The following is a 21,528-nucleotide window of genomic DNA, read 5'->3' as shown; positions in this document are numbered from 1 at the left end:
GTCAGGCGCGCTCTGTGGCGGCGTAGGCGCCGGCCAGATAGGCGGCCTTGGCCTTGGACCGGCTGAGCTTGCCCGACGACGTCTGGGGCAGGGCGTGGGCGCCGACCAGCTGGATTTGAGTCTCGACCTGGTGGCGCAGGCGCAGGACGCCGGCGATCTTCTCGACAAGGGCCGCGCGGGTCTCGGCGTCGCCGCCGCGCGCCTGGACCAGCACCACCACCGTCTCCTCGCCGTCGCCGGGGACCGAGAAGGCGGCCACGTCGCCGCTGCGCAGTCCCTCGACCTCGGCCTCGGCGGTCCATTCCAGGTCCTGCGGCCAGATGTTGCGGCCGTTGAGGATGATCAGGTCCTTGCCGCGGCCGGTGATGACGATCTCGCCGTCGATCAGGTAGCCCAGGTCGCCGGTGTCCAGCCAGCCGTCGGCCGACAGCACGCGGGCGGTCTCCTGCGGCTGCTCGAAATATTCCCGCATCAGGCTGGGGCCGCGGGCGTAGATGCGGCCGACGCCGCGCTCGGGCAGGACGGCGCCGTTCTCGTCGCGCACTTCCAGCTCGTGGCCGGGCAGGGCCGGGCCGTTGCGGGCGAACTCGCGCGAGCGCTCGGCGTCGTCTCCATTGGCTTGGACGATGACGGCTTCGTGCTGCTCCAGGCGCTCGACGTCCAGGCGCTCGGTCTTCAGGCCGCCGCCCAGCGGGGCCATCGACAGGGCCAGGGTCGCCTCGGCCATGCCGTAGCTGGCGACGAAGGCCGTGTCGGAGAAGCCGACGCTGGCGAACCGCTCTGCGAAGGCGCGCAGCGGACCGGTGCGGATCATGTCGCCGCCGAGGCCAGCGCTGCGCCACTTGGAGAGGCCCAGATGCTCGATCGAGGCCACCTCGGCGCGGCGGGCGCACAGCTCGTAGCCGAAGGTCGGGCTGTAGGAGATCGTGCCGCCGTTCTTGGTGATCAGGTCCAGCCACAGCAGCGGCCGGCGCACGAAGGCGCCGGTGGGCAGCAGGTCGACCGACATCTGGCTGGTCATCGGCGACAGCAGGAAGCCGATCAGGCCCATGTCGTGATAGAGCGGCAGCCACGAGACGGCGCGGTCGCTGGGCAGCACCTGCAGGCCGTCGCGGGTGATGGCCACGGCGTTGGCCATCAGGGCCCGGTGGGTGACCAGCACCCCGGTCGGGAAGCGCGTGCTGCCCGACGAGAATTGCAGGTAGCAGGTGTTGTCGGGCAGGACCTCGGGCAGGGCGTGACTCTTGGACTCCGGCAGGTCGGCGAGCACGCCCGCGAAGTTCATCGGGGCCTTGGCGGCGATCTCGGCCACCCAGTCCTTCATGCCGTTCGGACCGATCAGCAGCCTGGCGTGGGCCGAGCCCAGCATGCGGGCGATCTGCTCGACATAGGCCTCGCGGCCGCCCAGCGGCGCGGGCAGGGGCAGCGGCGCGGGCACCAGGCCGGCGTATTGGCAGGCGAAGAAGGCGCGCACGAAGTCGGCCTCGGTGTCGGCGATCAGGCCGACGCTGTCGCCCGGCTTGGCGCCGGTCGCCAGCAGGCGCGGCGCGATGTCCAGGGCCTGCTCGCGCAGCTTGGCGTAGGGCAGGGCCTCGACCAGTTCGCCGCGCAGCGAATAGAGGTTGATCCCCGTTTCGCCGGTCGCGGCGAAGTCGAGCGCGGCCGTCAGGGTGGGGAAATCGGCGAATCTCACGGTTCGCGAGGAGGACGTCGGAGTAATCATTGGGAGACGCCTTTGGCGCCGTTTTGACCTTCGGCGCAAGTTTGTTCGTCGCCTTCGACGATGGTCGCGCGGGCCAGGCTGCGGCGCAGGGTCCAGAACATGGCCATCGCCATGGCCGCGGCGGCCCCGACAAGAGCGGCTCCGGCGCCTGTCAGGCCAAGGGCCTTGATGGTCGGAACCAGCGCCGCCAGATAGACGGCGCAGACCACCAGCCGCACCCGCAGGGCCACGCCCGCCCGGTTCAGCGAGACCAGCATCGGCTCCAGCGGCAGGGCCAGGACGCCGATCGCGGCGGCGGCCACCTGCCAGGTCATGATCGGCGCGGCGGCGGCGAACGGCTTGCCCATCACCAGGGTCAGGATGGAGGCGCCGAACAGCGTCGAGACCAGCAGCAGCACCCCGGCCACGCCGCCGCCCATCAGGCCGACCTGCCCGGCCAGCTTGCGCATCGCCGCCTCGCCGCCGGTGGCGCGCATCTTGGCCAGTTCGGGATAGAGGGCGGGGGTCAGCAGCTTGGCGGGCTTGGCCATGCCGTCGGCCACCTGCCGGCCCACGCGCCACAACGCCGCCTGGGTGGGGCCCAGCACCGCGCCGACCACCAGGGTGATGACGTGGGTGAAGGCGGTGTCCAGCGTGCCGCTGAAATTGGTGGCCCAAGCGAAGCTCCAGACGCCGGGCAGGCCTTCGCTGGTCGGCCCCCTGAACGTGAAGCCCTTCAGCAGGCCGCGGCGGGCCAGGTCCCAGAGCGCCACGCCCATCACGTAGAAGAACGAGGCCACGGTGCCGGCCGCCCAGGCGACCAGGAACCAGCCGATCGGCGCGTGGAGGGCGAAGGCCGCGGCGCAGCCCACCAGGCGCACGATCGAACTGACCGCCTGCTCGCCCGCCAGGAACCGGAAGCGGTCGAACAGGCGCAGCAGGCCGACAGAAGTGGCCGAGGTCATCATGGCGATCGACAGGGCGTAGAGCGCCGCCGCCGGCGCCAGTTCGCGCGGCCAGCCCAGGGTCGAGCCCAGCAGCAGGGCGCCGCCGACGCCCAGCACGACTCCGACGGCTGCGCCGATCAGGTCCAGCAACAGGGTGAAGCGCAGCACCTGCTGGAAGCCGGGACGGTCGCCGGTCAGCAACGGCTTCGTTCCGTACTGCAGCACCGTCTGCCACGACTGGAACTTGGCCACGTCGCCCAGGAACTGGGCGTAGGCGTTGATCAGCACCAGCACGCCCATCTGCACCGCGCCCAGGCCGCGCGCGGTCAGGGCGATATAGGCCAGGCTGACGATGGCGTTGACGGTGCGGCCTCCGAGCAGGGTTCCGGCATTGGCCAAAACCCGTTTGAAGACCTTGGAATCGTTGCTCATCTCGAGGCGTGCTTCATCGCCGGCAACCGATCGACGATCGCCTGGGCGGCGCGAACCGACGAGGGCGTTTCCCGCAGGTCGAAGCTCTCGGCGAACCCGCGCTTCTGGGCTTCGACATAGTCGCCGTGCCCGCGCCGGGCCGAGGCGACGGCGTCGACCACGCCCTCGGGGCTGTCGACCACGGGGCCGTAGAGCCAGTGATGGAAGCTCTCGTCGCCGCGCCAGTCGGCGTGGCTGGGGTTGAGGAACAGGCACGGCTTGGGCGTGCGCAGGAACTCGTAGACCTGGCTGGAGACGTCGCCCAGATAGATGTCGGCCGCGCGGGTGTAGGTCATGTCAATCGCCGCCGGCCCGCCCAGGTCGAGGTGGATGCGCGGGTGGCCGACGAACGGGGCCAAAGCCTCGATCGTCCTGGGGTCCGCGCCTTCGAAGACCCGGATATGGGGCGCGAAGATCAGATTGTAACGGTCGTCCGCCGCGAACTGTTCGAGAATCCGTCGACCCCACTTCGGCCACGAGCCCAGGGTCGGGTGGAAGTGCGGATTGTACACCACCAGCGGCTTGGCCTGCGCGAAGACGGGCAGCGGCGAGCCGGGCAGGGCGTCGATGATGTCGAACTTGGGGTAGCCGACCATGGCGCAGGTCTGGGGCGTGACCCAGCCCTCGTCGAGCATGCGGTCGCGCTGCTTGGGCCCGGCGGCCATCACCAGGTCGAACTGCTTGAGGCGCGGCTCGAACGGCCCGCCGCGATCGCCCGCGCCGTGCTGGGTGTAGACCAGCTTGGTGTCCTTGACCCCCAGCTTGCGCAGCAGGGCCGTGGTGCGCTCGGGGGTGACGACGGCGTCGTAGCGCGCCAGCCGCCGGGCGTTGGCCGCCAGCATAAGCGCCTTGGGCGGCGTGCTGGCGCCTTTCAGCCGCAGGCTCCGCAGCCAGGCCGGCGGCAGCAGCCGCGACGGGATCGGCGGGACCTTCAGGGTCTCGAGCAGCTCGCGCACATAGTCCAGGTGCTCCTGGGTGGTGGTGGCGATCTGCACGTCGATGTCGGGCCAGCCCTTGGCCAGGGCGATGGCGATCGGCAGGCTGTGCAGGATCTGGTGGGTTTGGGCGATGTAGAGGAAGCAGACGCTGGGCCTGCCTCCCCGTCCTTTCGGATCGGGCCCTTTCGGATCGGGGTTGGTCACTGTTGCGGCGTGAGGCGCGTGCGCACCCGGCCCTTGAACACTACCCGGTCGCCCTTGTCGCTGACCGTGTAGTCGTCGGCCCGGATCGAGCCGCTGTTGGGACCCGCGCCCTCGACGGGGGCCCCGCCGACCAGATCGCCGGTGCGGGTGTCGATCAGCGCCTTTTGCGAGGCGAACTGGTAGCCCGCGCCGTTGTCGATCTTGACGTCGCCGGTCAGCAGCAGCGAGCCCTTCTCCTCCTGGTAGGCCCCGTCCTTGGAGACCACGTGGGTGGGGGCGTCCGTGCCGTAGCCGCGGGTCAGTTGCGGGTTCTTCAGGAACACCTGGTCGGCGTTGCTGGGGTCGCGGGTCGCCGAGGTGGCGGTGATCAGGAAGGCTCGCCCGTCCTTCAGGGTGCCGGTGAAGCGCGGATTGTCCATGCGCAGCGGCGCGGCGGCGGAGGGCGGAGCGGGCTTGACCGCCAGGGCGCGGATCACGCCCTGGCCGACGATCGCCACCGTCATGCCGATGGCGATGGCCGGCAGAACGGTCCGCAGCGCGCGCACCGGCTTGCGGTGGCGGTTGCGGTTCTTCTTGCGGACCGGTGGGGCGGCTGCGGGCGTGATGGCGATCATGGCTGCGTGAACTGAAAGCGGCTGGTCGAAAGGGCTGGGCCGAAGGCGATGGACGACCGGCTTAAGCCTCCCGGCGCGATCTCCCAAGAGGTATTGCGACCCTGCCTCCGCCCGCGTTGGCGGTCAATATGGGGCTCAGGGGGCGGGGTTGATCAGGCAGGCGCGCTCGGCGGCGGTCAGCGGCCGCCAGCGCCCCTCGGGCAGGTCGCCCAGCACCAGGTCGCCGATGCGGATCCGCAGCAGGTCGACGACGGTCAGCTCGACCAGCTCGCACATCCGACGAATCTGGCGGTTGCGGCCTTCCTTGAGGATGAACTTCAGCTGCTGACGGCCGACGACTTCGACCTGGGCGGGGCGCAGCGCACGCTCGTCCAGCTCCAGGCCATGACGCAGCAGGGCCAGCTTCTCGTCGGTGATCCAGCCGTCGACCCAGACCAGATATTCCTTTTCCATCTCCGAGGCCGGGCCGATCACCGCCTTGGCCACCACCCCGTCCTCCGAGAGGATCAGCAGGCCGCGCGAATCCATGTCGAGGCGCCCGACCGGCGCCAGATTGTTGCTGAAGCCGGGGATGACCGGGCTCTGGCCGAACAGCGCCTCGCGGGTCAGCAGGCGCACGGCAGGGACCTGGCCCGTGTCGGGCTGGGCCGAGACGATGCCGACCGGCTTGTGGATCATCACCGTCAGGGCGCCTTCCAGCTGGGCCTGGGCGCGGTCGGACAGCACCAGGGTCTGGCCCGGCTCGATCTTGCGGCCGACATCGTCGACCCGCTGGCCGTCGATCGACACCAGGCCCTGACTGATCAGGGCCTCGGCCTCGCGGCGCGAGCAGACGCCGTTCTGGGCCAGCCAGCGGTTGACGCGCTGCGGCTCGGCTTCGTCATAGAGGCGGGTCCAGGCCATGGTCGGGCGTCCAGAGAGGTGGGTGGGCCAAAGGGGCGCGAACGTGTCTAGGGCCGGTCGGCGGGGCCGCGCAACCGTGATGGCGGCGTGGCCGTTGGTCTTGCGATGCATTTGGCTCGGAGATCGCCCATGACCGACCGCGTCGACAACGCCGCCGCCCTGGCGGAGGTCCTGGAGTTTCTGGCCGATCCGCCCGCGCCCGGCACGCCGGACGACGTCCGTTTCGGCGACCGCCTGCGTCAGGTGCTGTCGGCCTCCCTGGTCGACGACGCGGTGGACGAGGACGACCCCGTGCCCAAGCCCGAGCTGATGTTGGACGACGACCTGCGCGGCAAGCTCGCGGCGGCGGCCGAGCAGCGGTCGAACCGCCCGTCCGACGAGCCTCCGGAAGGGAACGGACCTTCGCCGGGATGAGCGGGGGATTTAGACCCGCCCGCCCGGACCGTCCTTGAACGTATTCCCGATCTCGGTCGCGTCGCCGCCGTCCGGCCCGGCCGTGCGGCGCTCCTTCTGGCCGGTCTTCCTGGTGTCCTTCTCCGAGACCAGTCCGGGACGCTCGCCGGCGGGCAAGGCCTCGTTGGCCTCGCGGCCGGGGCTGTTGATCTTGTCGGTCATCGCCGCTCCTAGTGCCGCGTGTGGTGTTCGGCGTTGCGCTTGCGGGTCGCGGCCGCCTTCCTGGCCGAGGCCGAGCGTTGCGCCGCCGTGCGCGAGGCCGCCGCCTTGCCGCCCTTCTCGCCGCCCTTGTGGGCCGCTGGGTGGCCGGTGGACTTGCCGCGGCCCGAACCGCCGGGGGCCTTGCCGCCGCCGTCGTCCTTGTTGACCGTCGCCCAGGCCCGCCGCTCGGCTTCCTTCTCGGAGACGCCGCGCTCCTCGTAGCCCTCGGCGATGTGATCGGCCTTGCGCTCCTGCTTGTCGGTGTATTTCGACTTGTCGCCCTGGGGCATCGTCGTCCTCCATTCGCTGTGGAGGGGAAATCCATCGTCGGCGGGTGAGGTTCCTAAAGCCAACCTTCGGAACGGCCTGGATTATCCGGTCGTTCGGAGACCATGGCGCGCAAGCTCAAGGTGTTTTTCTGGTCCGACGGCCTCCACGACTACACCGTGGCGGCGACCTCGCGCGCCAAGGCCCTGGAGGCCTGGGACGTCGGCCGCGACCTGTTCAAGGACGGCACGGCCAAGGAGGTCTCCGAGGGGCCGAACCACGACGCCGCCGTGGCCGCGCCGGAAACGGTGATCACCACGCCCGCCGGCGGTCTTGGCGCGGCGCTGAAGGCCTTGCCCGCCAAGGCGCGGCGCAAGCCGTCCAAGGCCGAGACGGCGCGGGCCGAGAAGCTGGCGGGGCTGAAGGCGGAGCTCGAGGCCGTCGAAGACGAGGCCGAGGCCTCCGAGCTGGCCTTCGCCGAGCGACGATCCGCGCTGGACGCCGAGGAGGCGGCGGCGACGGAGGGGTTCCAGGCGCGGCGGGCCGCGCTCGAGAAGGCGATTAAGGCGGCGCGGAAGTAGACGGTGTCGGGGACAGGCGCATGCGCCTTTCCCCGATCCAAGCCCCGCGCCTAGGGTTTGGCCGCGCTGTCCAACAGCCGCAGTCGCGCGATGTCCGGATCGTCGACCAGCCGCGTCTCGGGTCCGATCAGCAGCTTCTTCGGCGCGTCCGGCGCGTAGGGCGTCCAGGCCGGCAGGCCGGGTCCGTTCGGATCGCCGGTGCGCGCGAAATTGACCCAGTAGGACGACATCTGATCCGCGACGCGGCGGTCGACGGCGTCGGTGGTCCAGGCCTTCAGGATCTCCGGATGGTCGAACACGTAGACGATGTCGGCCGAGTGGAACGCCCCGAAATCCTTGCCGCTGTTGGCCGCGCCGAACCAGTCGGCGGGAATCTTGGGCGCCTGATCGAAGCGGTAGACATAGACGGGCGACTGGCCGGTCGCGGTCTGGGCCATGGCCCAGCGCCAGGTCGGCAGGCCCATGCGGACGTCGCCGGCGTAGGTCTGTTGCGAGGCCGCGGCCGCGGCGGGCGTGTCGACGGGATACAGCGCCAGGGCTCCGTCGATCCGGGGACCGAAGCGCTCGGCCAGCACCGGGCGCAGGCCCTCGGGTCCGAACAGGCCGCCCTGCATCAGGCTGCCCTCGTCGCGGTTCCAGCCGACCAGCAGCGGCACATCGGCCTGCCGGCGGGCGGCGAAGGTCTGGGCGGCGGCGGCCGGCAGGATCCAGCCGTCAAGGTTTGGGCCGAAATCGAAATTGGTGTTGGGGGCGGTCCAGGCGGCCAGGATCTCGGCCGAGGACCGCGCGCGCAGCCGCTTCAGGTCGTCGCCGCCCAACGACTGGGCGAAGGCCTGGCCGACGGCCTCGGCCTGGGCCAGGGTCCGCTCGTCGCCCGTCCTCGAGAAGGCCGAGCCGCTCTCGCCGATGGCGCGGTGGAACAGACCCCTGGCTTCCGGCGAGATCATCATCCGGCTGACCGCGTCCGACCCCGCCGACTCGCCGACGATGGTCACGTTGCCCGGATCGCCGCCGAACGTCGCCGCGTTGGCCTTCACCCAGCGCAGGGCGGCGATCATGTCGGCCAGGGCCTGGTCGCCGCTGGCGTGGCGCGGGCTTTCGGCGGTCAGTTCCGGATGGGCCATGAAGCCGAAGACGCCCAGGCGGTAGTTGATGGTCACCACCACCACGCCCTTGCGGGCCAGGGCCTGGCCGTCGTGCCGGGGCTCGGCGCCCGAGCCGGCGCCGTAGCCGCCGCCGTGGATCCAGAAGAACACCGGCAGTTTCTCGCCGGGCTTCGCGGCCGTGCTGACGTTCAAATAGAGGCAGTCCTCGCTCATCGACGGCGTGAACGGATCGATGTCGCCGTAGCGCTTGGGCTGCAGGCAGTTGGGGGCGTAGGCGCCGACCGGACGCACGCCGGTCCAGGACTGGACGGGCTCGGGCGGCCTCCAGCGGCGCTCGCCGACCGGCGGCGCCGCATAGGGCAGGCCCTTGTAGACCCGCACGCCGTCGGCCGTCGGCGCGGCCTGGGCGATCTCGCCGCCGGTGACCTTCAGGGTCTGGGCCGTGACGGGCGTGGCCAGCAGGGCCAGGGCCAGCAAGGGCAGGGCGAGGGCGCGAAAGGTCATGGGCGGCTCCAGCGGTGCGGAGCGGGGATCATGGACGATTCCGGGGCGGGGTCACGCTGCGGCGCGGTACGGCGGGTCCAGTGCGTCCTTCGAGGCTCGGCTACGCCTCGCACCTCAGGATGAGGAATTCAGCGCAAACGCTCCTCATCCCGAGGCGCCCGCGCAGCGGGCCTCGAAGGACGCACCGCGCCGATTACACCCGCTCCACCACCATCGCGATGCCCTGGCCCACCCCGATGCACATGGTCGCCAGGCCGTAGCGGGCGCCGCGGCGGCGCAGCTCCTCGACCAGGGTCAGGCCCAGGCGCGCGCCGCTCATGCCCAGGGGATGGCCCAGGGCGATGGCCCCGCCGTTGGGGTTCACGTGGTCGCCGTCGTCGGGCAGGCCCAGGTCGCGCAGCACGGCCAGGCCCTGGGCGGCGAAGGCCTCGTTCAGCTCGACCACGTCGATGTCGCCGATCGACAGGCCCAGGCGCGCCAGCAGCTTCCGGGCCGCCGGCACGGGGCCGATCCCCATCACGCGCGGCTCCACGCCGGCGGCGGCGACGCCCAGGATGCGGGCGCGCGGGGTCAGGCCGTGGACCTTGGCGGCCGCCTCCGAGGCGACGATCAGGGCCGCCGCCCCGTCGTTGACGCCCGAGGCGTTGCCGGCGGTGATCGTGCCGTCGGGGCGGACGATGGGCTTCAGGGCCGACAGCGCCTCGATCGTGGTGGCGCGCGGATGCTCGTCCTTCGAGACGACGACGGGGTCGCCCTTGCGCTGGGGCAGGGTGACCGGGACGGTCTCGGCGTCGAACCGCCCCGCGGCCTGGGCCGCCGCCGCGCGGGCCTGGCTGCGCAGGGCGAAGGCGTCCTGGTCCGCCCGCGTGACTTGCCACTGGTCGGCGACGTTCTCGGCGGTCTCGGGCATGGAATCCACGCCATAGGCCTTGCGCATGGCCGGATTGACGAAGCGCCAGCCGATGGTGGTGTCGAAGATCTCGGCGTTGCGCGAGAAGGCGCTGTCGGCCTTGCCCATCACGAACGGCGCGCGGCTCATGCTCTCGACGCCGCCGGCGATCATCAGCTGGGCCTCGCCGGACTTGACGGCGCGGGCGGCCACGCCCAGGGCGTCCAGGCCCGAGCCGCACAGGCGGTTGACGGTCGAGCCCGAGGCGGTGGTCGGCAGGCCGGCCAGCAGGGCGGCCATGCGCGCGACGTTGCGGTTGTCCTCGCCGGCCTGGTTGGCGCAGCCCAGCACCACGTCGTCCAGCGCGCCCCAGTCGACGCCGGGATTGCGGGCCATCAGGGCCCGGACCGGGATCGCCGCCAGGTCGTCGGCCCGCACGCCCGACAGCGCCCCGCCATAGCGGCCGATCGGCGTGCGGACGGCGTCGCAGATGAAGGCGTCGGTCATGGCGGGTCCTGCAAACAGTTGTTTGAAGGCAGCCTAATCGGCCCGACGGGAGGATCAAGGGATCCTAGTTGTTGATGTCGATCGTCTCGATCCGCGACTGGGTGGCCTCGGCCTTGCGGTGGCCGGGCACGGGCATCAGCAGTCCAACCAGGACGGCGGCCAGAACGGCGAGGGAAATGAAGGCCTTGAGGGCCATGACGCACACGAGTCTGCTGTTTATCCGACCCGGAAAAAGCGCTCCGGCCGCGCGACGGGTTCCAAAGTCGGGTTCCGCACGCAACGTCTTCACGGCCGCGACGACGCGGGCGAAGGTAAGCCATGCCGTTCGAGATCCGCCAGACCGACCAGCCGTCGCTGGATTCCTACCAGCAGGGCCTGGCCGTGCTGCGCGCCTTCACCGGCAAGGCCGTCGGTCCGCCCGACAACCGCGACTTCGCCCTGCTGATCTCCGCGCCGGGCGAGGCGGCCGTGCTGGGCGGCCTGTGGGCGCAGTCGCGGTGGGGCGCGTTCTATGTCGATATGATCGTGGTGCCGGAGACCCTGCGCGGGACGGGTGTCGGGACCAACCTGATGACCCGCGCCGAGGCCGAGGCGCGGGCGCGCGGCTGCCACCTGATGTGGCTGGACACCTACGCCTTCCAGGCCCGGCCGTTCTATGAACGCCTGGGGTTCGAGGTCTTCGGGGAGATGGAGGGGCCGGCGCCGTTCTATCCGCGCTGGTTCATGCGCAAGACGCTCATCTAGGCCGCGCAGGCCTCGGCGATCGCGCGCACCAGGTCGGCGGGGCGGATCGGCTTGGGTTGGACCGCGTCGAAGCCGCAGGCCAGCAGGTCGCCCTCGTCGCCGTGCATGACGTCGGCGGTCAGGGCGATGACCGGAATGTCCCCCGCGCCCGCCGCCCCGGCCCGGACCCGCCGAAGCGCTTCCAGCCCGTCCATGTCCGGCATGTGCACGTCCATCAGCACCGCGTCGAAGACCTGTTCGGCCAGGCGTTCCAAGGCGTGGCGGCCGTTGTCGGCGACCTCGACCAGGGCGCCGGCGGCCTCCAGGATGGTGCGCGCCACAAGCTGGTTGATGCGGTTGTCGTCGGCGACCAGCACCCGCAGCCCGGTGATGCCGTTGCTGGGCGACGCCGGCGCGGTCCGCGGCGCGGCGGCGGCCGGGAGCGGCAGGGCCACGGTGAAGGCCGAGCCCTCGCCCGGCGCGCTGCGCACGGTGATGGCCCCGCCCATCAGCTCGGTCAGCTGCTTGCAGATCGCCAGGCCCAGCCCCGTGCCGCCGAACCGGCGGGTGATCGAGGCGTCGGCCTGGGAAAAGGTCTGGAACAGGCGCGACTGCTGCTCGGTCGACATGCCGATGCCGGTGTCGACGACCTGGATCTCCAGGAAGGCCGCGCCGGCGGGGCCGACCCGCACGGTCACCGTGCCGCTGGCCGTGAACTTCAGGGCATTGGAGATCAGGTTGGTCAGGATCTGCCGCAGCCGGGTCGGGTCGCCGATGACCCAGGTCGGGGCCAGCGGATCCACCACGCAGACCAGCCGCACGTCCTTGGCCTGCGCCGCCTGGGTCCACAGGCTGGCCGCCTCGTCGACCAGACCGCGGATGTTGAACGCCAGGCTTTCCAGCTCAAGCTTGCCGGCCTCGATCTTGGAGACGTCGAGCACGTCGTTGAGGATGGTCATCAGGCCTTCGCCCGACCGGATCAACATGTCGACCTGACGGGCCTGCTGGTCGTTGAGGGGACCGGCGCTCAGGGCGTGGGCCATGCCCAGGACGCCGTTCATCGGCGTGCGCAGTTCGTGGCTCATGGTGGCCAGGAACATCGACTTGGCGGCGCTGGCCGACATGGCGGCGCGCTCGGCCGCCTCGAGGGCGTCGACCCGGCGGGCGTTCACGGCCGCGCTGGAGACCACGTAGAGCATCACCAGCGCCACGGCGATCAGCACGGTCAGGATCGACCAGCCGCTGTAGCCGCCCAGCAGAAGCGGCATGCCGGCCAGGGCCAGGGCCGGAACGCCAGCGTCGAGCGCGAACACCGTGGGCGAACGGAAGGTCACCGCCTGGGCGTGGATCAGCTGTCCAGCGGTCAGGCAGATGGCGGCGAAGCGCAGGGCCGGATGGTCGGAGAGCCAAAGCACCACGGCCAGGGACGTCCAGACGCCGACCATCACCATCACGGCCGAGACGTAGCCGGCGCGACGCACTTTGGGCCCGGCTCCCCGTCGTTCCGCCAGCCGGGTGACGGCCACGCCATAGAAGTCGGCCAACAGCGCCGCGGCGAACCACAGGAAGGCGATGCGAAGCCCCAGGTTGAAAACCAGGAAGCCGGTGATGAACACGGCCATGATCAGGCGCCGCGGGCGCGTGCGCCGGCTGGCCGCGGCGACCTCGTCGACCCGCTCGTCCAGTATGTCTAGCCTGTTCAGCATGGGCGGTGGCGCCTCCCGCGTTACACGGTCGATCTAGCGCCAAACGTTTAGGAATCTGCTCTCAACGGTCCCGATTGATCCGATGTGCGACAATTTCGTCGTGGATCGGCGGGCCTGGGCGGAAGGGGACACGCGCGCGATCCCGCGTGTCCCCGATCGCGTCTACGCCGTCACATAGCGGATCAACGCCGCCATGTTCTCGATATAGGCGCCCGTCGAGATGCCCAGCTTGGGCACGTCGGCGATGTAGGGCGAGGTGTCGGTGGGGTCGCCGACGCGGGTCATCGAGAACTCGCCCGGGGTCACGGTCGTCGAGCCGTCGCCGATATAGGGGTTGCTGACCGCCTTCATCTCGGTGGGCCACCAGCCCTCGGCGTTCAGCTGGGCCATCAGCTTGGCGGCCTCGGCGTCGGTGGTCTTGTCGCTGGTCTTCAGGGCGCCGACGTTCAGGTCGGACACCGAGATGCTCTTGGTGGTGAAGTAGCGCGGCAGCGGGCGGCTGCCGCCCTTCACCTTCAGCGGCGAGTCCTTGCTGACCACTTCGGGCGGTGTGGCCTTCAGGGTCTCGTAGCGCTTGCGCAGCTTGTCGATCGCGACCGCGCGGAACGACGAGTAGTGGACGATGGTGTTTTCCCAGTGCTTGTCGATGAAGTACTCGCCGTTGAACACGTTGGAGCCCCGACGGTGCACGTACAGCGGCTCGTTGGTGCCGATCTCGATGAAGGTCGGATAACGCGGCTTGCCGGGGGCGATCTTGTCGTCGAGCTTCAGGCCGGCCAGCCAGTCGATGGTCTCGGGGATGCGGTCCAGGTACTTCGGGTCGCCCGTCAGCTGGTAGTAGTCCATCAGGTTTTCGAGGTTGCCGGCCGTGGTGTGGCTGGCGAAGGCCTTGGGCTCGTAGGTGCGCGCGCCGGCCGGCTTGAGGTCGGCGACGGTGTGCTGCAGGCCCCAGCCCGGCTGCGGCATCGGCTGGTGGGCGGCGATGTAGATGTCCATGGCGCGCTTGATCGGGTCCAGCACGCGTTTGTCGCCCAGGGTCTGCCAGACCATGATCAGGAACTTGATGTTCTCGTCGACCACGCCGTCGTTGAACGTGATGTAGCCGGTGTAGTCGGGGTGGCCCTTGTTCTCGAAACCGCCCGACAGCGGGAAGCGCTGGGGCCAGCCGCCGTTCGGATACTGGGCGTCGAGGACGAACTGGATGGCCTTCTCAAGCGCCGGCTTGAAGGCTTTGTCCTTCTTTTCCAGATAGATGCGCAGCATCAGCTGGCAGCTCTCGGCGGTGCCTTCGTCGTCGAACGTGGCGTTGCCGTAGTAGTGCTGGAATTCCTCTAGCCGCCAGCCGTTCTTGCCGATGGTGTCGTACCACTTCTTCAGCGATTCCGGCCCGGCCAGATCGCCCATGTAGTTCCAGCCGCCCGCCGGGTGCTGGATCTTGATCAGGGCGCCGGCCGCTTTCTTGGCCGCCTCGTAGTAATATTCGTCACCGGTGGCGTGATAGGCGTCGAGGAACAGGTGGCCCATGGTCGCCGTGCCGGGCGGCTGGACCCAGATCATGGTCGGGAAGGCTTCCATCTCGCCGAACCGCCGCGAGAAGTCGGGCAGGTAGCTCCAGACATAGCCGCCTTCGTAGGCGGCCTTCTCGGCCATGAAGGTGGTGGCCTTCTTCATCGTCGCCAGGACCTGGTCCTTGGACGGCGCGGCGCCCTGGGCCAGGGCCTTCAGCGGGGCCATGGCCGCGGCGACGGCGAAGGTGGCGGTGGTCGTCGCCAGCAGGCGGCGGCGGGTGAGGGGGCTAAGCGGCATGGCGAGGATACTCTCCCAGGGACTTGCGCGTCGTAACCTCCCGCGACGCAAGGACGCGGCTTGGCGGCTGGGAGAGGAGCCGGAGGGGCCTTCCAACCCCCCGCGTTCCTGGTCGTCCTCCCGGTCGGTCCTTGCCGAAACCCCCGTCGCCGTTGGGCCGGCGCGGTGTTGAGGCTAGTTATGATACCGGTGTCATGACTTGGCCAGAGGTTTTGGTATAGCTTTGTTATATGACGCCGAGTCATCATCCTGCGACAGGCCGCCACGTTGTGGGAACACGCGGGGTGGGGGAGAACAGGCCATCGGTTTTTGAGGCGACGCCGCCGCGCCGGGTTTGGTAGCGCGCGACGCCGTCCTGTTGGGGAACAGGACGACGGCCCCGGGTCAGGAATGACCCGGGGCCGTTTTCAGTTTTGGGACCGGTAACGCGATAAGCGGTTGATTTTACGTGGGGTTACACCGTTCTGCGACCAGCGGTCACATGGATGGGTTCGTTCATCTCCCGTAAATATTCACCATGCCCAGCCAACTCGATCATCTGAACGAAGCCGAGCGTCTTGAGCGGCAAGCCGAGCTCGCCGACAGCGAACACGCCCGCGAGGCGCTGCGTCGCATGGCTCAGACCTCGCGCCTGTCGGCCGCCCTGGTCGGCATGCTGGAAGCCAGCCGTGAAGATCAGCCCGGTCAGCCAGGTCAGCCCGGCTAGCCCGGAGCGTGGATCGCGACTTTCCTCGCAAACCTCTCCCAAAAATACACGCATCGCTTGAATTGCTGCGCGGCTCGGTGAACATGGGCTGGAGCAAGGAGACCCTGGTGTCGGACGAGGGATCGGACAAGGCCGTTCTGGAAGGGGCGGGCGCGTATTTCCTCAGCATCGTGGAAGCCAGTCGCGACTGCATCCGGGTGATCAGTCCGGAGGGCTTCGTCGAATATATGAACGCCCGGGGCCAGGCGCTGTTCGAGATCGAGGACTTCGACAGCCGCAATCGCAGCCGGTACTGGCCCGACCTGTGGCCGCCCGAAAGCCGGACCAGCGTCGAGCTGGCCCTGCGCACGGCCATGGCGGGCGAGGCCGCCGCCTTCCGCGCCCCTTGCCCCACCGCCAAGGGCGACCCGCGCTGGTGGGACACCACCGTGTCGCCGATCCTCGACGAAGGCCGGGTGATCCGGGTGCTGGCCACCTCGCGCGACGTCACCGGCGAAGTGCGCGCCGAGGCGCATCGGCAGCTGCTGGTCAACGAGCTGAACCACCGGGTGAAGAACACCCTGGCCACCATCCAGTCGATCGCCAGCCAGTCGCTGCGCAACGCCGGCGTCGACGTGGCGGTGCGCGGCGCGCTCGAAGGGCGGCTGATGGCGATCGCCGCCACCCACAACGTGCTGACCGACGAGAACTGGTCGGCCGCCAGCCTGCGCCAGATCATCGACGGCTCGGTCACCCCCTATCGCAACAATCCAGGGCAGCTGACCATCACCGGCGACGACCTGATGATCTCGCCCAAGCCGGCCGTCGTGCTGGCCCTGGCCTTCCACGAACTGGCGATCAACGCCCTGAAGTACGGGGCCCTGTCGGTCGCCAGCGGACAGGTCGACATCGGCTGGTCGGTGTCGGGGGGCGACCAGCTGAACATCTCCTGGACCGAGCAGGGCGGCCCGCCTGTCCGTCCGCCCGAGCGGCGAGGCTTCGGCTCGCGGATCGTCGAACTGGCCCTGCCCAACGAGCTGGGCGGCGAGGTGGACCTCGACTATCGACCCGAAGGGCTGCGCTGCCGCATCCATGCGTCGTTGGCGGCCCTGAACCGGGTCGACGCCTTCATGCAGTTGGCCTAGCCGGCGCTCCAGACCTTAAGCCCAATTTCGGTGTCATCCCGGAAGCCTCGCAGAGGCTGTCCGGGACCCAGGGGACTGGGCGAATGCGGTGCGGTTCCCCTGGGTCGCGGCTCTTCGCTTCGCTACGGCCGGGATGACAACGGGAGGGGTGCGTAGGTTGGGGGTCGTTCTCGCGGTCAATGTCCTGACACGGTGAACCCCGATCCTCCTGGGCCGTTATGCAAGCTTGAGCGGCGTTGAGGTCGCGGAGGCGCGTCGCTGATGATTCCGCAGGATGTGAAGGCAAGGCTGGCGTCCGCCTGGACCGCCGCGCGCGCCTTCGTCGTGCGTCATCGGCTGTGGTTCGGGGCGGGGATCGGGGCGCTGCTGCCGCTGGCCGTCCTGCTGGTCTGGCTGGGCGCCAGCCTGCCGATCTCGCGGGCCCTGGAGCCCTTGCCCAACCGGGCGCTGATCCTGCTGGACGCCGAGGGCCGCCCCTTCGCCCGGCGCGGGGCCTACAAGGAGGCGCCGGTCGTCATCAAGGCGCTGCCCAAGCATGTGCCGGCCGCCTTTATCGCGATCGAGGATCGCCGTTTCTACCATCACATCGGCGTCGACTTCGGGGGCGTGGCGCGGGCCCTGGTGGTCAACGCCAAGGCCCATCGCACCGTGCAGGGCGGCAGCACGATCACCCAGCAACTGGCCAAGAACGCCTTCCTCAAGCCTGAGCGCAGCCTGCGCCGCAAGGGCCAGGAGGCGATGATCGCCCTGTGGCTGGAGCTGCGGCTGTCCAAGGACGAGATCCTGTCGCGCTATCTCTCCAGCATCTATTTCGGCGACGGCGTCTACGGCCTGGGCGCGGCGGCGAGGCACTATTTCGGCAAGCCGCCCGAGCAGCTGTCGGTCGGCGAGGCGGCGATGCTGGCCGGCACGGTCAAGGCGCCGGTCGATCTGGACCCGGTCGACCATCCCCAGGCGGCCGGCGCGCGGGCCCGGCTGGTGCTGGACGCCATGGTGCAGACCAAGGCGATCACCCGTCAGCAGGCCGACGCGGCCGGGCACGTCGTGGTCCGCACCACCCGGGCCGACCTGCCGGTGGGCGGCTATTTCGCCGACTGGATCTCGCCGCAGGTCAAGTCGGCCTTCGACGGGCCGGGCTACGGCGAGGTGCGCGTGCCCACCACCCTGGACAGCCGCCTGCAGCGAATCGTCGAACGAGCCGTGGCCAAAGACATGAAGGGCGCGGCCAAGGCCAGGGTCGGGCAGGTGGCCGTGGTCGCCCTGCGTCCGGACGGCCGGGTGGTGGCCATGCTGGGCGGCACGAACTATCGCCAGACCCCGTTCAACCGCGCCGTCCAGGCCAAGCGCCAGCCCGGCAGCGCGTTCAAGCTGTTCGTCTATCTGGCCGCCTTGCGCGACGGGGCCACGCCCGACAATCTGGTGATCGGCGATCCGGTCACGATCGGCGGCTGGACGCCCGCCAACTACGAGGGCGGGGGCGGACGCGACCTGACGATCCGCGACGCCTTCGCCCAGTCCAACAACGTCATCGCCGCGCGGGTCTACCAGCAGGCGGGCGGTCCGGCGGTGGTCCGGGCGGCGCGCGACCTGGGGATCGTCTCGCCGCTGCGCGAGGACGACGCCACCCTGGCCCTGGGCACGGCCGAGACCAGCCTGCTGGAGCTGACCGGGGCCTATGCCGCCGTCGCCTCGGGCAAGATGCCGGTCCAGCCCTACGGCCGGCCCCGTTCCGCTTCCTTGGGCGCCGCCCCGATCGCCACGACCGACATGAACGCCGCCGAGCGGGCGGCGCTCTACGACCTGCTGGGCGCGGTGGTCGAGGAGGGCACCGGCCGGGCGGCGCGCCTGGGGCAGAAGGCCTACGGCAAGACCGGCACCACCCAGGACTATCGCGACGCCCTGTTCATCGGCTTCACCGGCGACCTGGTGGTCGGGGTCTGGGTCGGCAACGACGACCACTCGCCGATGAACCGGATGGTCGGCGGCGACCTCCCGGCCCGCATCTGGCGCGACGTGATGACCGCCGGGCTGAAGGCGAGGCTGGTGGCGCGCGACGGTCCGCCGGAGCCGCGCTACGAGCGGGTCGAGCCGGAGGCCGAGCGCGAGATCGAGCGTCCGCGCCATGTGCCGAAATGGCTGCGGCGGATCTTCGGGCTCTGACCCCCGCTCATCCCGGAATGAGCGGGCGAAATTGGTCCAAGCCTTGCTGCCAACCCAACGCCGCGACCCAGAATGGGACGCCTCGCGATCGCCCGTCGGGGGAGCGGTCGAGAGGTGCTGGGCGGCTAAGTCGGAAAGGCGTTTGAAGATGAACCCGAAGACAGTGCTGCTGATCGGAGCGGCGACGATGACGCTCGCCGCGCTGGGACCGGTGACGACCGCTTTGGCGGACGGCTATCCAACCCGCGTCACGCCGATCGCCAAGGCGACGCCCAAGCCGGTCGCGCCCAGGCCCGCGTCGAAGCCCGTGGTCAAGACGCGGATCAAGGTCGTCGAACGCCCCGTCTATGTCGAAAAGATCGTCAAGCAGCCAGTCTATATCGAGAAGCGGACCGAGGTGCCCGTCGACCGCGTCGTCTATGTCGACCATCCGGTGGACCGCGTCGTCGAGAAGCGGGTCGAGGTGCCGGTGGTCAAAATCGTCGAGAAGCTGGTCGACCGCCCCGTCTATATCGATCGCCCCGTGGACCGGATCGTCGAGAAGCGGGTGGAAGTGCCCGTCGATCGCATCGTCGAAAAGCGGGTCGAGGTTCCGGTCGAGAAGATCGTCCGCGTGCCGGTCTATGTCGAACACGAGGATCGCCGACTCGAGCGCCGCGACTGCGGCTGCGAGGAAGACCGCCGCGTCGTTGAAGATCGCGGCTATCGCGAGCAGGGGCGGGTCTACGGCCAGGCCGAAAACAGCGTCGAACGCTCGGAAGAGACCTACGAGTCCGAGTCCTCCCGCTACAGCGAGGAAGCGTCGGGCTGGAGCTATCAGGGCAGCTACCAGGCCGGCGACGGCTACGCCCAGTCGCTGGAAGGCGCGGCGGGCGGCGGCTATTACGGCCGCTCCACCGCCCGCTACGGCGTGGGCGGCGGCTGGATCGGCGGCCAGGCCTATGGCCGGTCGGGTTATGCCCGCGGCTGGTCGGGCGCCGGCGCGTCCTCCAGCGTCTCCTCCAGCGCTCGGGCGAGCGCCAGCGCCAGTTCCTCGACCAGCGTGACGGTCTCGCGCGGGGGACCTCATGGCGGCGGCGGCGCGACGGGGGGCCACGGCGGCTGCTGCGGACGTTAACCGCGTTCGCGCGGAAACCAGGGTCCACGGAGCGAAATCGCACCATTCTGCATAGTCGGGGCTCCGGAATCGGGCATCAATCCTCCACGGGGATCACATGCGGTGTCGGGCCGCTGGTCAGGAAGTCGCCCGTGGATTTGATCCTGGTGGTCACTAAACCTTTCGACTGGTGCGTTGAGCGCCAGGGGCAGACCCTGTCTCGCCATTCCAGCCAGGAGGCCGCCTACAAGGCCGCCCTCGACTACGCCAGCGCGCTGTTCGAGGACGGGATCCGGACCCAGGTCACGATCAAGCCCGAAGCGCGCACCTTCGCCGGGGTCACGGCGGAATAGGGCGTGGGCGACCAGGCTGGGTGATGACGCCCGATCACGGCCTGCCGACGGCGAGATCGTTCGCCGCCCTGAAAGCCGCATAACAGCGTGCAAATTTCACGGTCTCGCGTTATGGGGGAGTCGCGTCAGGCAGCGCGGGGGTCGTGGTTCATGGAAGATCCGCCGAAGCGTTCATTCATAACCGGCGAAATAGACGTAAAAACGCTTATCGCGTTCGTCTTTGGATTTATATTCGTCATAACGATACTTGTCTTCACGGCGGTGGTGAAGACCCCTAGTCCCACCGAAATCTGGACCTATCGGATAATCCTGGCCCTGGCCGCCGCCGGTGTCGCCGCTATTCTTCCTGGATTTATCGACATCAAGTACAAGGGCTTCGTCCAGGCGGGCGGCGCCATCGGCGTGTTCGTGCTGATCTTGCTCGCGTTTCCCGCGCCGGACCCCGCGCCGGACCCCGCGCCGGCAAAGCCGGAGACGCCGTCCGCCGACGCGTTCGTCTGGCCGACCGAAGATCCCGAGTTCGCGGCCCGGAAATATGTCGATCTCGTCGACAACGGAAAGTTCCTGGAAGCCTACGAGGTCATCGACAAGGGGGTGGGGTTGCCGTGGAGCTCGTTCGAGACCTCGTACAAGCTGGGGCGGACTCCGTTGGGCGCCGTGGTCGATCGACGGCAGACCGGGGCCCAGAGGTCGACGGAGCTGCCGGGCCGGCCGAAGGGCGGCTACGCGGTCGTGACCTACCAGACGAAATTCGCCAACGATCAGAGGTGCCGGGAAGAGATCGTGACGCTGAGGGCCATGCCCGACAAGACCTGGCGGGTGTCGAAACACGACAGTTCGCCCCAGCAGGTCGACTGCATCGGTCTCTGAGGCCGGTCAGGGCGCCGTGCAGACCTCGACGCATCGCCGGGCCAGCGCCTCGGTGGCGTCGACGAACGGCACGGTCAGGTCGGCCGCGCCCATCACCAACGGAACCTCGGTGCAGCCGGCCACTACGACCTGGGCGCCCTTGCCGACCAGGCGGTGGGCGAGGGCGGCCATGGTCTCGCGGCTCTCCGCGCCCAGTTCGCCGTGCTTGATGCGATAGAGCAGGGCCATGAACTCGACCTGCTCGTGGTCGTCCAGGGTCACAGCCTCGATCCCCAGATGCGAGAAGGTCCGGCGATAGAGCGCCAGCGCCCCGCCGGTGCCCAGCACGCCCACGCGCTCGGCGCCGTCAGCCTTGGCCGCCAGGCCGGCGGTTTCGATCAGATCGACCAGGGGCAGCCCGCTGGCCTTCACTTGATCGACAAAGGCGTGGGCCGTGTTGCAGGCGATGGCCAGCACCTGAGCCCCGGCCTCGCGCAGGCCCACGGCCATTTCCGCCAGCACCGGTCCAGCCTCGTCATAGCTGTTGTTGCGGTCGGGGACCTTGGGATTGATGTCGACCAGCACCCTCAGGTGGTCCTGCTCGCGGCTGACGGGCGTGGCGGCCTGCAGCTTGGCCAGGAAGTCCAGGGTGGCGGCCGGGCCCATGCCGCCGAGGACGCCGAGGGTCTTGGTCATCAGATGATCCTTCTCCGTCACT

The 21,528-nt window shown here is 69.6% G+C and carries 22 protein-coding genes and 1 pseudogene; 10 read left to right on the top strand and 13 right to left on the bottom strand.

Annotation, left to right across the window (positions count from 1 at the left end; genetic code table 11):
- Nucleotide 1: 1 nt before the first annotated feature.
- From ASD21_RS19340 to ASD21_RS19320, 5 genes are all read right to left on the bottom strand, one after another.
- On the bottom strand, nucleotides 2–1,723 hold the full coding sequence (locus ASD21_RS19340) for a fatty acyl-AMP ligase (RefSeq protein ID WP_056445153.1): 1,722 nt from the start codon (nucleotides 1,721–1,723) through the stop codon (nucleotides 2–4).
- Entirely contained in the window at nucleotides 1,720–3,081 is a 1,362-nt protein-coding gene (locus tag ASD21_RS19335) for a lipopolysaccharide biosynthesis protein (protein ID WP_056445150.1), read from the bottom strand. The genes ASD21_RS19340 and ASD21_RS19335 overlap by 4 nt, the downstream gene beginning before the upstream one ends.
- The gene (locus ASD21_RS19330) at nucleotides 3,078–4,262 is read right to left on the bottom strand and encodes a hypothetical protein (RefSeq protein ID WP_056445147.1); all 1,185 of its coding nucleotides are present in this window, start codon (nucleotides 4,260–4,262) and stop codon (nucleotides 3,078–3,080) included. The genes ASD21_RS19335 and ASD21_RS19330 overlap by 4 nt, the downstream gene beginning before the upstream one ends.
- Nucleotides 4,259–4,876: an LPS export ABC transporter periplasmic protein LptC gene (gene lptC / locus ASD21_RS19325; protein ID WP_056445144.1), complete on the bottom strand. Its 618-nt coding sequence runs from the start codon at nucleotides 4,874–4,876 to the stop codon at nucleotides 4,259–4,261. The genes ASD21_RS19330 and lptC overlap by 4 nt, the downstream gene beginning before the upstream one ends.
- 135 nt (nucleotides 4,877–5,011) lie before the next feature.
- Nucleotides 5,012–5,779 carry a pseudouridine synthase gene (locus ASD21_RS19320; RefSeq protein WP_056445141.1) on the bottom strand — a complete coding sequence of 256 codons (768 nt, stop codon included), beginning with the start codon at nucleotides 5,777–5,779 and terminating at the stop codon, nucleotides 5,012–5,014.
- A gap of 129 nt (nucleotides 5,780–5,908) precedes the next feature.
- On the opposite strand from ASD21_RS19320, the gene ASD21_RS19315 reads away from it, so the two are divergent.
- Nucleotides 5,909–6,193, top strand: a complete 285-nt coding sequence (locus ASD21_RS19315) for a hypothetical protein (protein WP_056445138.1) — start codon at nucleotides 5,909–5,911, stop codon at nucleotides 6,191–6,193.
- A 9-nt stretch (nucleotides 6,194–6,202) separates the two neighbouring features.
- Here ASD21_RS19315 and ASD21_RS19310 read toward each other — a convergent pair whose 3' ends face one another.
- Together ASD21_RS19310 and ASD21_RS19305 are read right to left on the bottom strand one after the other, a co-directional pair.
- Complete coding sequence (locus tag ASD21_RS19310) at nucleotides 6,203–6,394, bottom strand: hypothetical protein (protein ID WP_056445135.1); 192 nt, start codon at nucleotides 6,392–6,394, stop codon at nucleotides 6,203–6,205.
- A gap of 8 nt (nucleotides 6,395–6,402) precedes the next feature.
- A complete protein-coding gene (locus tag ASD21_RS19305) occupies nucleotides 6,403–6,723 on the bottom strand; it encodes a hypothetical protein (protein ID WP_056445132.1) in 321 nt (106 codons plus the stop codon).
- A gap of 102 nt (nucleotides 6,724–6,825) precedes the next feature.
- Between ASD21_RS19305 and ASD21_RS19300 the strand changes: the two genes are divergently transcribed.
- Nucleotides 6,826–7,281, top strand: coding sequence for a hypothetical protein (locus ASD21_RS19300; protein WP_056445129.1), 456 nt, complete (start codon nucleotides 6,826–6,828; stop codon nucleotides 7,279–7,281).
- A 50-nt stretch (nucleotides 7,282–7,331) separates the two neighbouring features.
- Here the strand turns inward: ASD21_RS19300 and ASD21_RS19295 are convergent, their stop codons facing one another.
- Nucleotides 7,332–8,891 carry a carboxylesterase/lipase family protein gene (locus ASD21_RS19295; protein ID WP_056445127.1) on the bottom strand — a complete coding sequence of 520 codons (1,560 nt, stop codon included), beginning with the start codon at nucleotides 8,889–8,891 and terminating at the stop codon, nucleotides 7,332–7,334.
- 82 nt (nucleotides 8,892–8,973) lie between these two features.
- Here ASD21_RS19295 and ASD21_RS24870 point away from each other — a divergent pair.
- Nucleotides 8,974–9,081: pseudogene (locus tag ASD21_RS24870) on the top strand (hypothetical protein); the annotation flags it as partial.
- Nucleotides 9,082–9,084: 3 nt separating this feature from the next.
- Here ASD21_RS24870 and pcaF read toward each other — a convergent pair.
- Both pcaF and ASD21_RS25090 read right to left on the bottom strand, forming a co-directional pair.
- Nucleotides 9,085–10,287 carry a 3-oxoadipyl-CoA thiolase gene (gene pcaF / locus ASD21_RS19290; RefSeq protein ID WP_056445125.1) on the bottom strand — a complete coding sequence of 401 codons (1,203 nt, stop codon included), beginning with the start codon at nucleotides 10,285–10,287 and terminating at the stop codon, nucleotides 9,085–9,087.
- 64 nt (nucleotides 10,288–10,351) lie between these two features.
- On the bottom strand, nucleotides 10,352–10,483 hold the full coding sequence (locus ASD21_RS25090; protein WP_268760998.1) for a hypothetical protein: 132 nt from the start codon (nucleotides 10,481–10,483) through the stop codon (nucleotides 10,352–10,354).
- Between the two features lie 122 nt (nucleotides 10,484–10,605).
- On the opposite strand from ASD21_RS25090, the gene ASD21_RS19285 reads away from it, so the two are divergent.
- Nucleotides 10,606–11,031, top strand: a complete 426-nt coding sequence (locus ASD21_RS19285; protein WP_056445122.1) for a GNAT family N-acetyltransferase — start codon at nucleotides 10,606–10,608, stop codon at nucleotides 11,029–11,031.
- Here ASD21_RS19285 and ASD21_RS19280 read toward each other — a convergent pair.
- Both ASD21_RS19280 and ASD21_RS19275 read right to left on the bottom strand, forming a co-directional pair.
- Complete coding sequence (locus tag ASD21_RS19280) at nucleotides 11,028–12,716, bottom strand: ATP-binding protein (RefSeq protein ID WP_056445119.1); 1,689 nt, start codon at nucleotides 12,714–12,716, stop codon at nucleotides 11,028–11,030. The two genes, ASD21_RS19285 and ASD21_RS19280, sit on opposite strands and share 4 nt — an antisense overlap.
- A 162-nt stretch (nucleotides 12,717–12,878) precedes the next feature.
- The gene (locus ASD21_RS19275; protein WP_056445118.1) at nucleotides 12,879–14,522 is read right to left on the bottom strand and encodes a pectate lyase; all 1,644 of its coding nucleotides are present in this window, start codon (nucleotides 14,520–14,522) and stop codon (nucleotides 12,879–12,881) included.
- A gap of 517 nt (nucleotides 14,523–15,039) precedes the next feature.
- Between ASD21_RS19275 and ASD21_RS19270 the strand changes: the two genes are divergently transcribed.
- From ASD21_RS19270 to ASD21_RS19245, 6 genes are all read left to right on the top strand, one after another.
- Nucleotides 15,040–15,228 (top strand): hypothetical protein, encoded by a 189-nt coding sequence (locus tag ASD21_RS19270; RefSeq protein WP_056445117.1) that lies wholly within the window; start codon nucleotides 15,040–15,042, stop codon nucleotides 15,226–15,228.
- 107 nt (nucleotides 15,229–15,335) lie between these two features.
- The gene (locus ASD21_RS19265) at nucleotides 15,336–16,352 is read left to right on the top strand and encodes a sensor histidine kinase (protein ID WP_056446207.1); all 1,017 of its coding nucleotides are present in this window, start codon (nucleotides 15,336–15,338) and stop codon (nucleotides 16,350–16,352) included.
- Between the two features lie 261 nt (nucleotides 16,353–16,613).
- Nucleotides 16,614–18,512 (top strand): transglycosylase domain-containing protein, encoded by a 1,899-nt coding sequence (locus tag ASD21_RS19260; protein ID WP_056445115.1) that lies wholly within the window; start codon nucleotides 16,614–16,616, stop codon nucleotides 18,510–18,512.
- Nucleotides 18,513–18,660: 148 nt separating this feature from the next.
- A complete protein-coding gene (locus tag ASD21_RS19255) occupies nucleotides 18,661–19,629 on the top strand; it encodes an IMCp domain-containing protein (protein WP_235524918.1) in 969 nt (322 codons plus the stop codon).
- 131 nt (nucleotides 19,630–19,760) lie between these two features.
- A complete protein-coding gene (locus ASD21_RS19250; RefSeq protein ID WP_056445112.1) occupies nucleotides 19,761–19,961 on the top strand; it encodes a hypothetical protein in 201 nt (66 codons plus the stop codon).
- Between the two features lie 264 nt (nucleotides 19,962–20,225).
- A complete protein-coding gene (locus tag ASD21_RS19245) occupies nucleotides 20,226–20,831 on the top strand; it encodes a DUF4019 domain-containing protein (protein WP_235524917.1) in 606 nt (201 codons plus the stop codon).
- 6 nt (nucleotides 20,832–20,837) lie between these two features.
- On the opposite strand, the gene ASD21_RS19240 is transcribed toward ASD21_RS19245, so the two are convergent.
- Nucleotides 20,838–21,506 carry an aspartate/glutamate racemase family protein gene (locus ASD21_RS19240; RefSeq protein WP_056446205.1) on the bottom strand — a complete coding sequence of 223 codons (669 nt, stop codon included), beginning with the start codon at nucleotides 21,504–21,506 and terminating at the stop codon, nucleotides 20,838–20,840.
- Nucleotides 21,507–21,528: the final 22 nt, after the last annotated feature.

It is taken from the genome of Caulobacter sp. Root1455, assembly GCF_001426905.1.
GTDB lineage: Bacteria > Pseudomonadota > Alphaproteobacteria > Caulobacterales > Caulobacteraceae > Caulobacter.
This window is presented reverse-complemented; position numbering and strand designations above follow the sequence as displayed.

Coding starts and splice junctions, on each gene's coding strand:
- ASD21_RS19340 (WP_056445153.1), bottom strand. CDS start 1,723: ATGATTACTCCGACGTCCTCCTCGCGAACCGTGAGATTCGCCGATTTC.
- ASD21_RS19335 (WP_056445150.1), bottom strand. CDS start 3,081: ATGAGCAACGATTCCAAGGTCTTCAAACGGGTTTTGGCCAATGCCGGA.
- lptC (WP_056445144.1), bottom strand. CDS start 4,876: ATGATCGCCATCACGCCCGCAGCCGCCCCACCGGTCCGCAAGAAGAAC.
- ASD21_RS19320 (WP_056445141.1), bottom strand. CDS start 5,779: ATGGCCTGGACCCGCCTCTATGACGAAGCCGAGCCGCAGCGCGTCAAC.
- ASD21_RS19315 (WP_056445138.1), top strand. CDS start 5,909: ATGACCGACCGCGTCGACAACGCCGCCGCCCTGGCGGAGGTCCTGGAG.
- ASD21_RS19310 (WP_056445135.1), bottom strand. CDS start 6,394: ATGACCGACAAGATCAACAGCCCCGGCCGCGAGGCCAACGAGGCCTTG.
- ASD21_RS19305 (WP_056445132.1), bottom strand. CDS start 6,723: ATGCCCCAGGGCGACAAGTCGAAATACACCGACAAGCAGGAGCGCAAG.
- ASD21_RS19300 (WP_056445129.1), top strand. CDS start 6,826: ATGGCGCGCAAGCTCAAGGTGTTTTTCTGGTCCGACGGCCTCCACGAC.
- ASD21_RS19295 (WP_056445127.1), bottom strand. CDS start 8,891: ATGACCTTTCGCGCCCTCGCCCTGCCCTTGCTGGCCCTGGCCCTGCTG.
- pcaF (WP_056445125.1), bottom strand. CDS start 10,287: ATGACCGACGCCTTCATCTGCGACGCCGTCCGCACGCCGATCGGCCGC.
- ASD21_RS25090 (WP_268760998.1), bottom strand. CDS start 10,483: ATGGCCCTCAAGGCCTTCATTTCCCTCGCCGTTCTGGCCGCCGTCCTG.
- ASD21_RS19285 (WP_056445122.1), top strand. CDS start 10,606: ATGCCGTTCGAGATCCGCCAGACCGACCAGCCGTCGCTGGATTCCTAC.
- ASD21_RS19280 (WP_056445119.1), bottom strand. CDS start 12,716: ATGCTGAACAGGCTAGACATACTGGACGAGCGGGTCGACGAGGTCGCC.
- ASD21_RS19275 (WP_056445118.1), bottom strand. CDS start 14,522: ATGCCGCTTAGCCCCCTCACCCGCCGCCGCCTGCTGGCGACGACCACC.
- ASD21_RS19270 (WP_056445117.1), top strand. CDS start 15,040: ATGCCCAGCCAACTCGATCATCTGAACGAAGCCGAGCGTCTTGAGCGG.
- ASD21_RS19260 (WP_056445115.1), top strand. CDS start 16,614: ATGATTCCGCAGGATGTGAAGGCAAGGCTGGCGTCCGCCTGGACCGCC.
- ASD21_RS19255 (WP_235524918.1), top strand. CDS start 18,661: ATGAACCCGAAGACAGTGCTGCTGATCGGAGCGGCGACGATGACGCTC.
- ASD21_RS19240 (WP_056446205.1), bottom strand. CDS start 21,506: ATGACCAAGACCCTCGGCGTCCTCGGCGGCATGGGCCCGGCCGCCACC.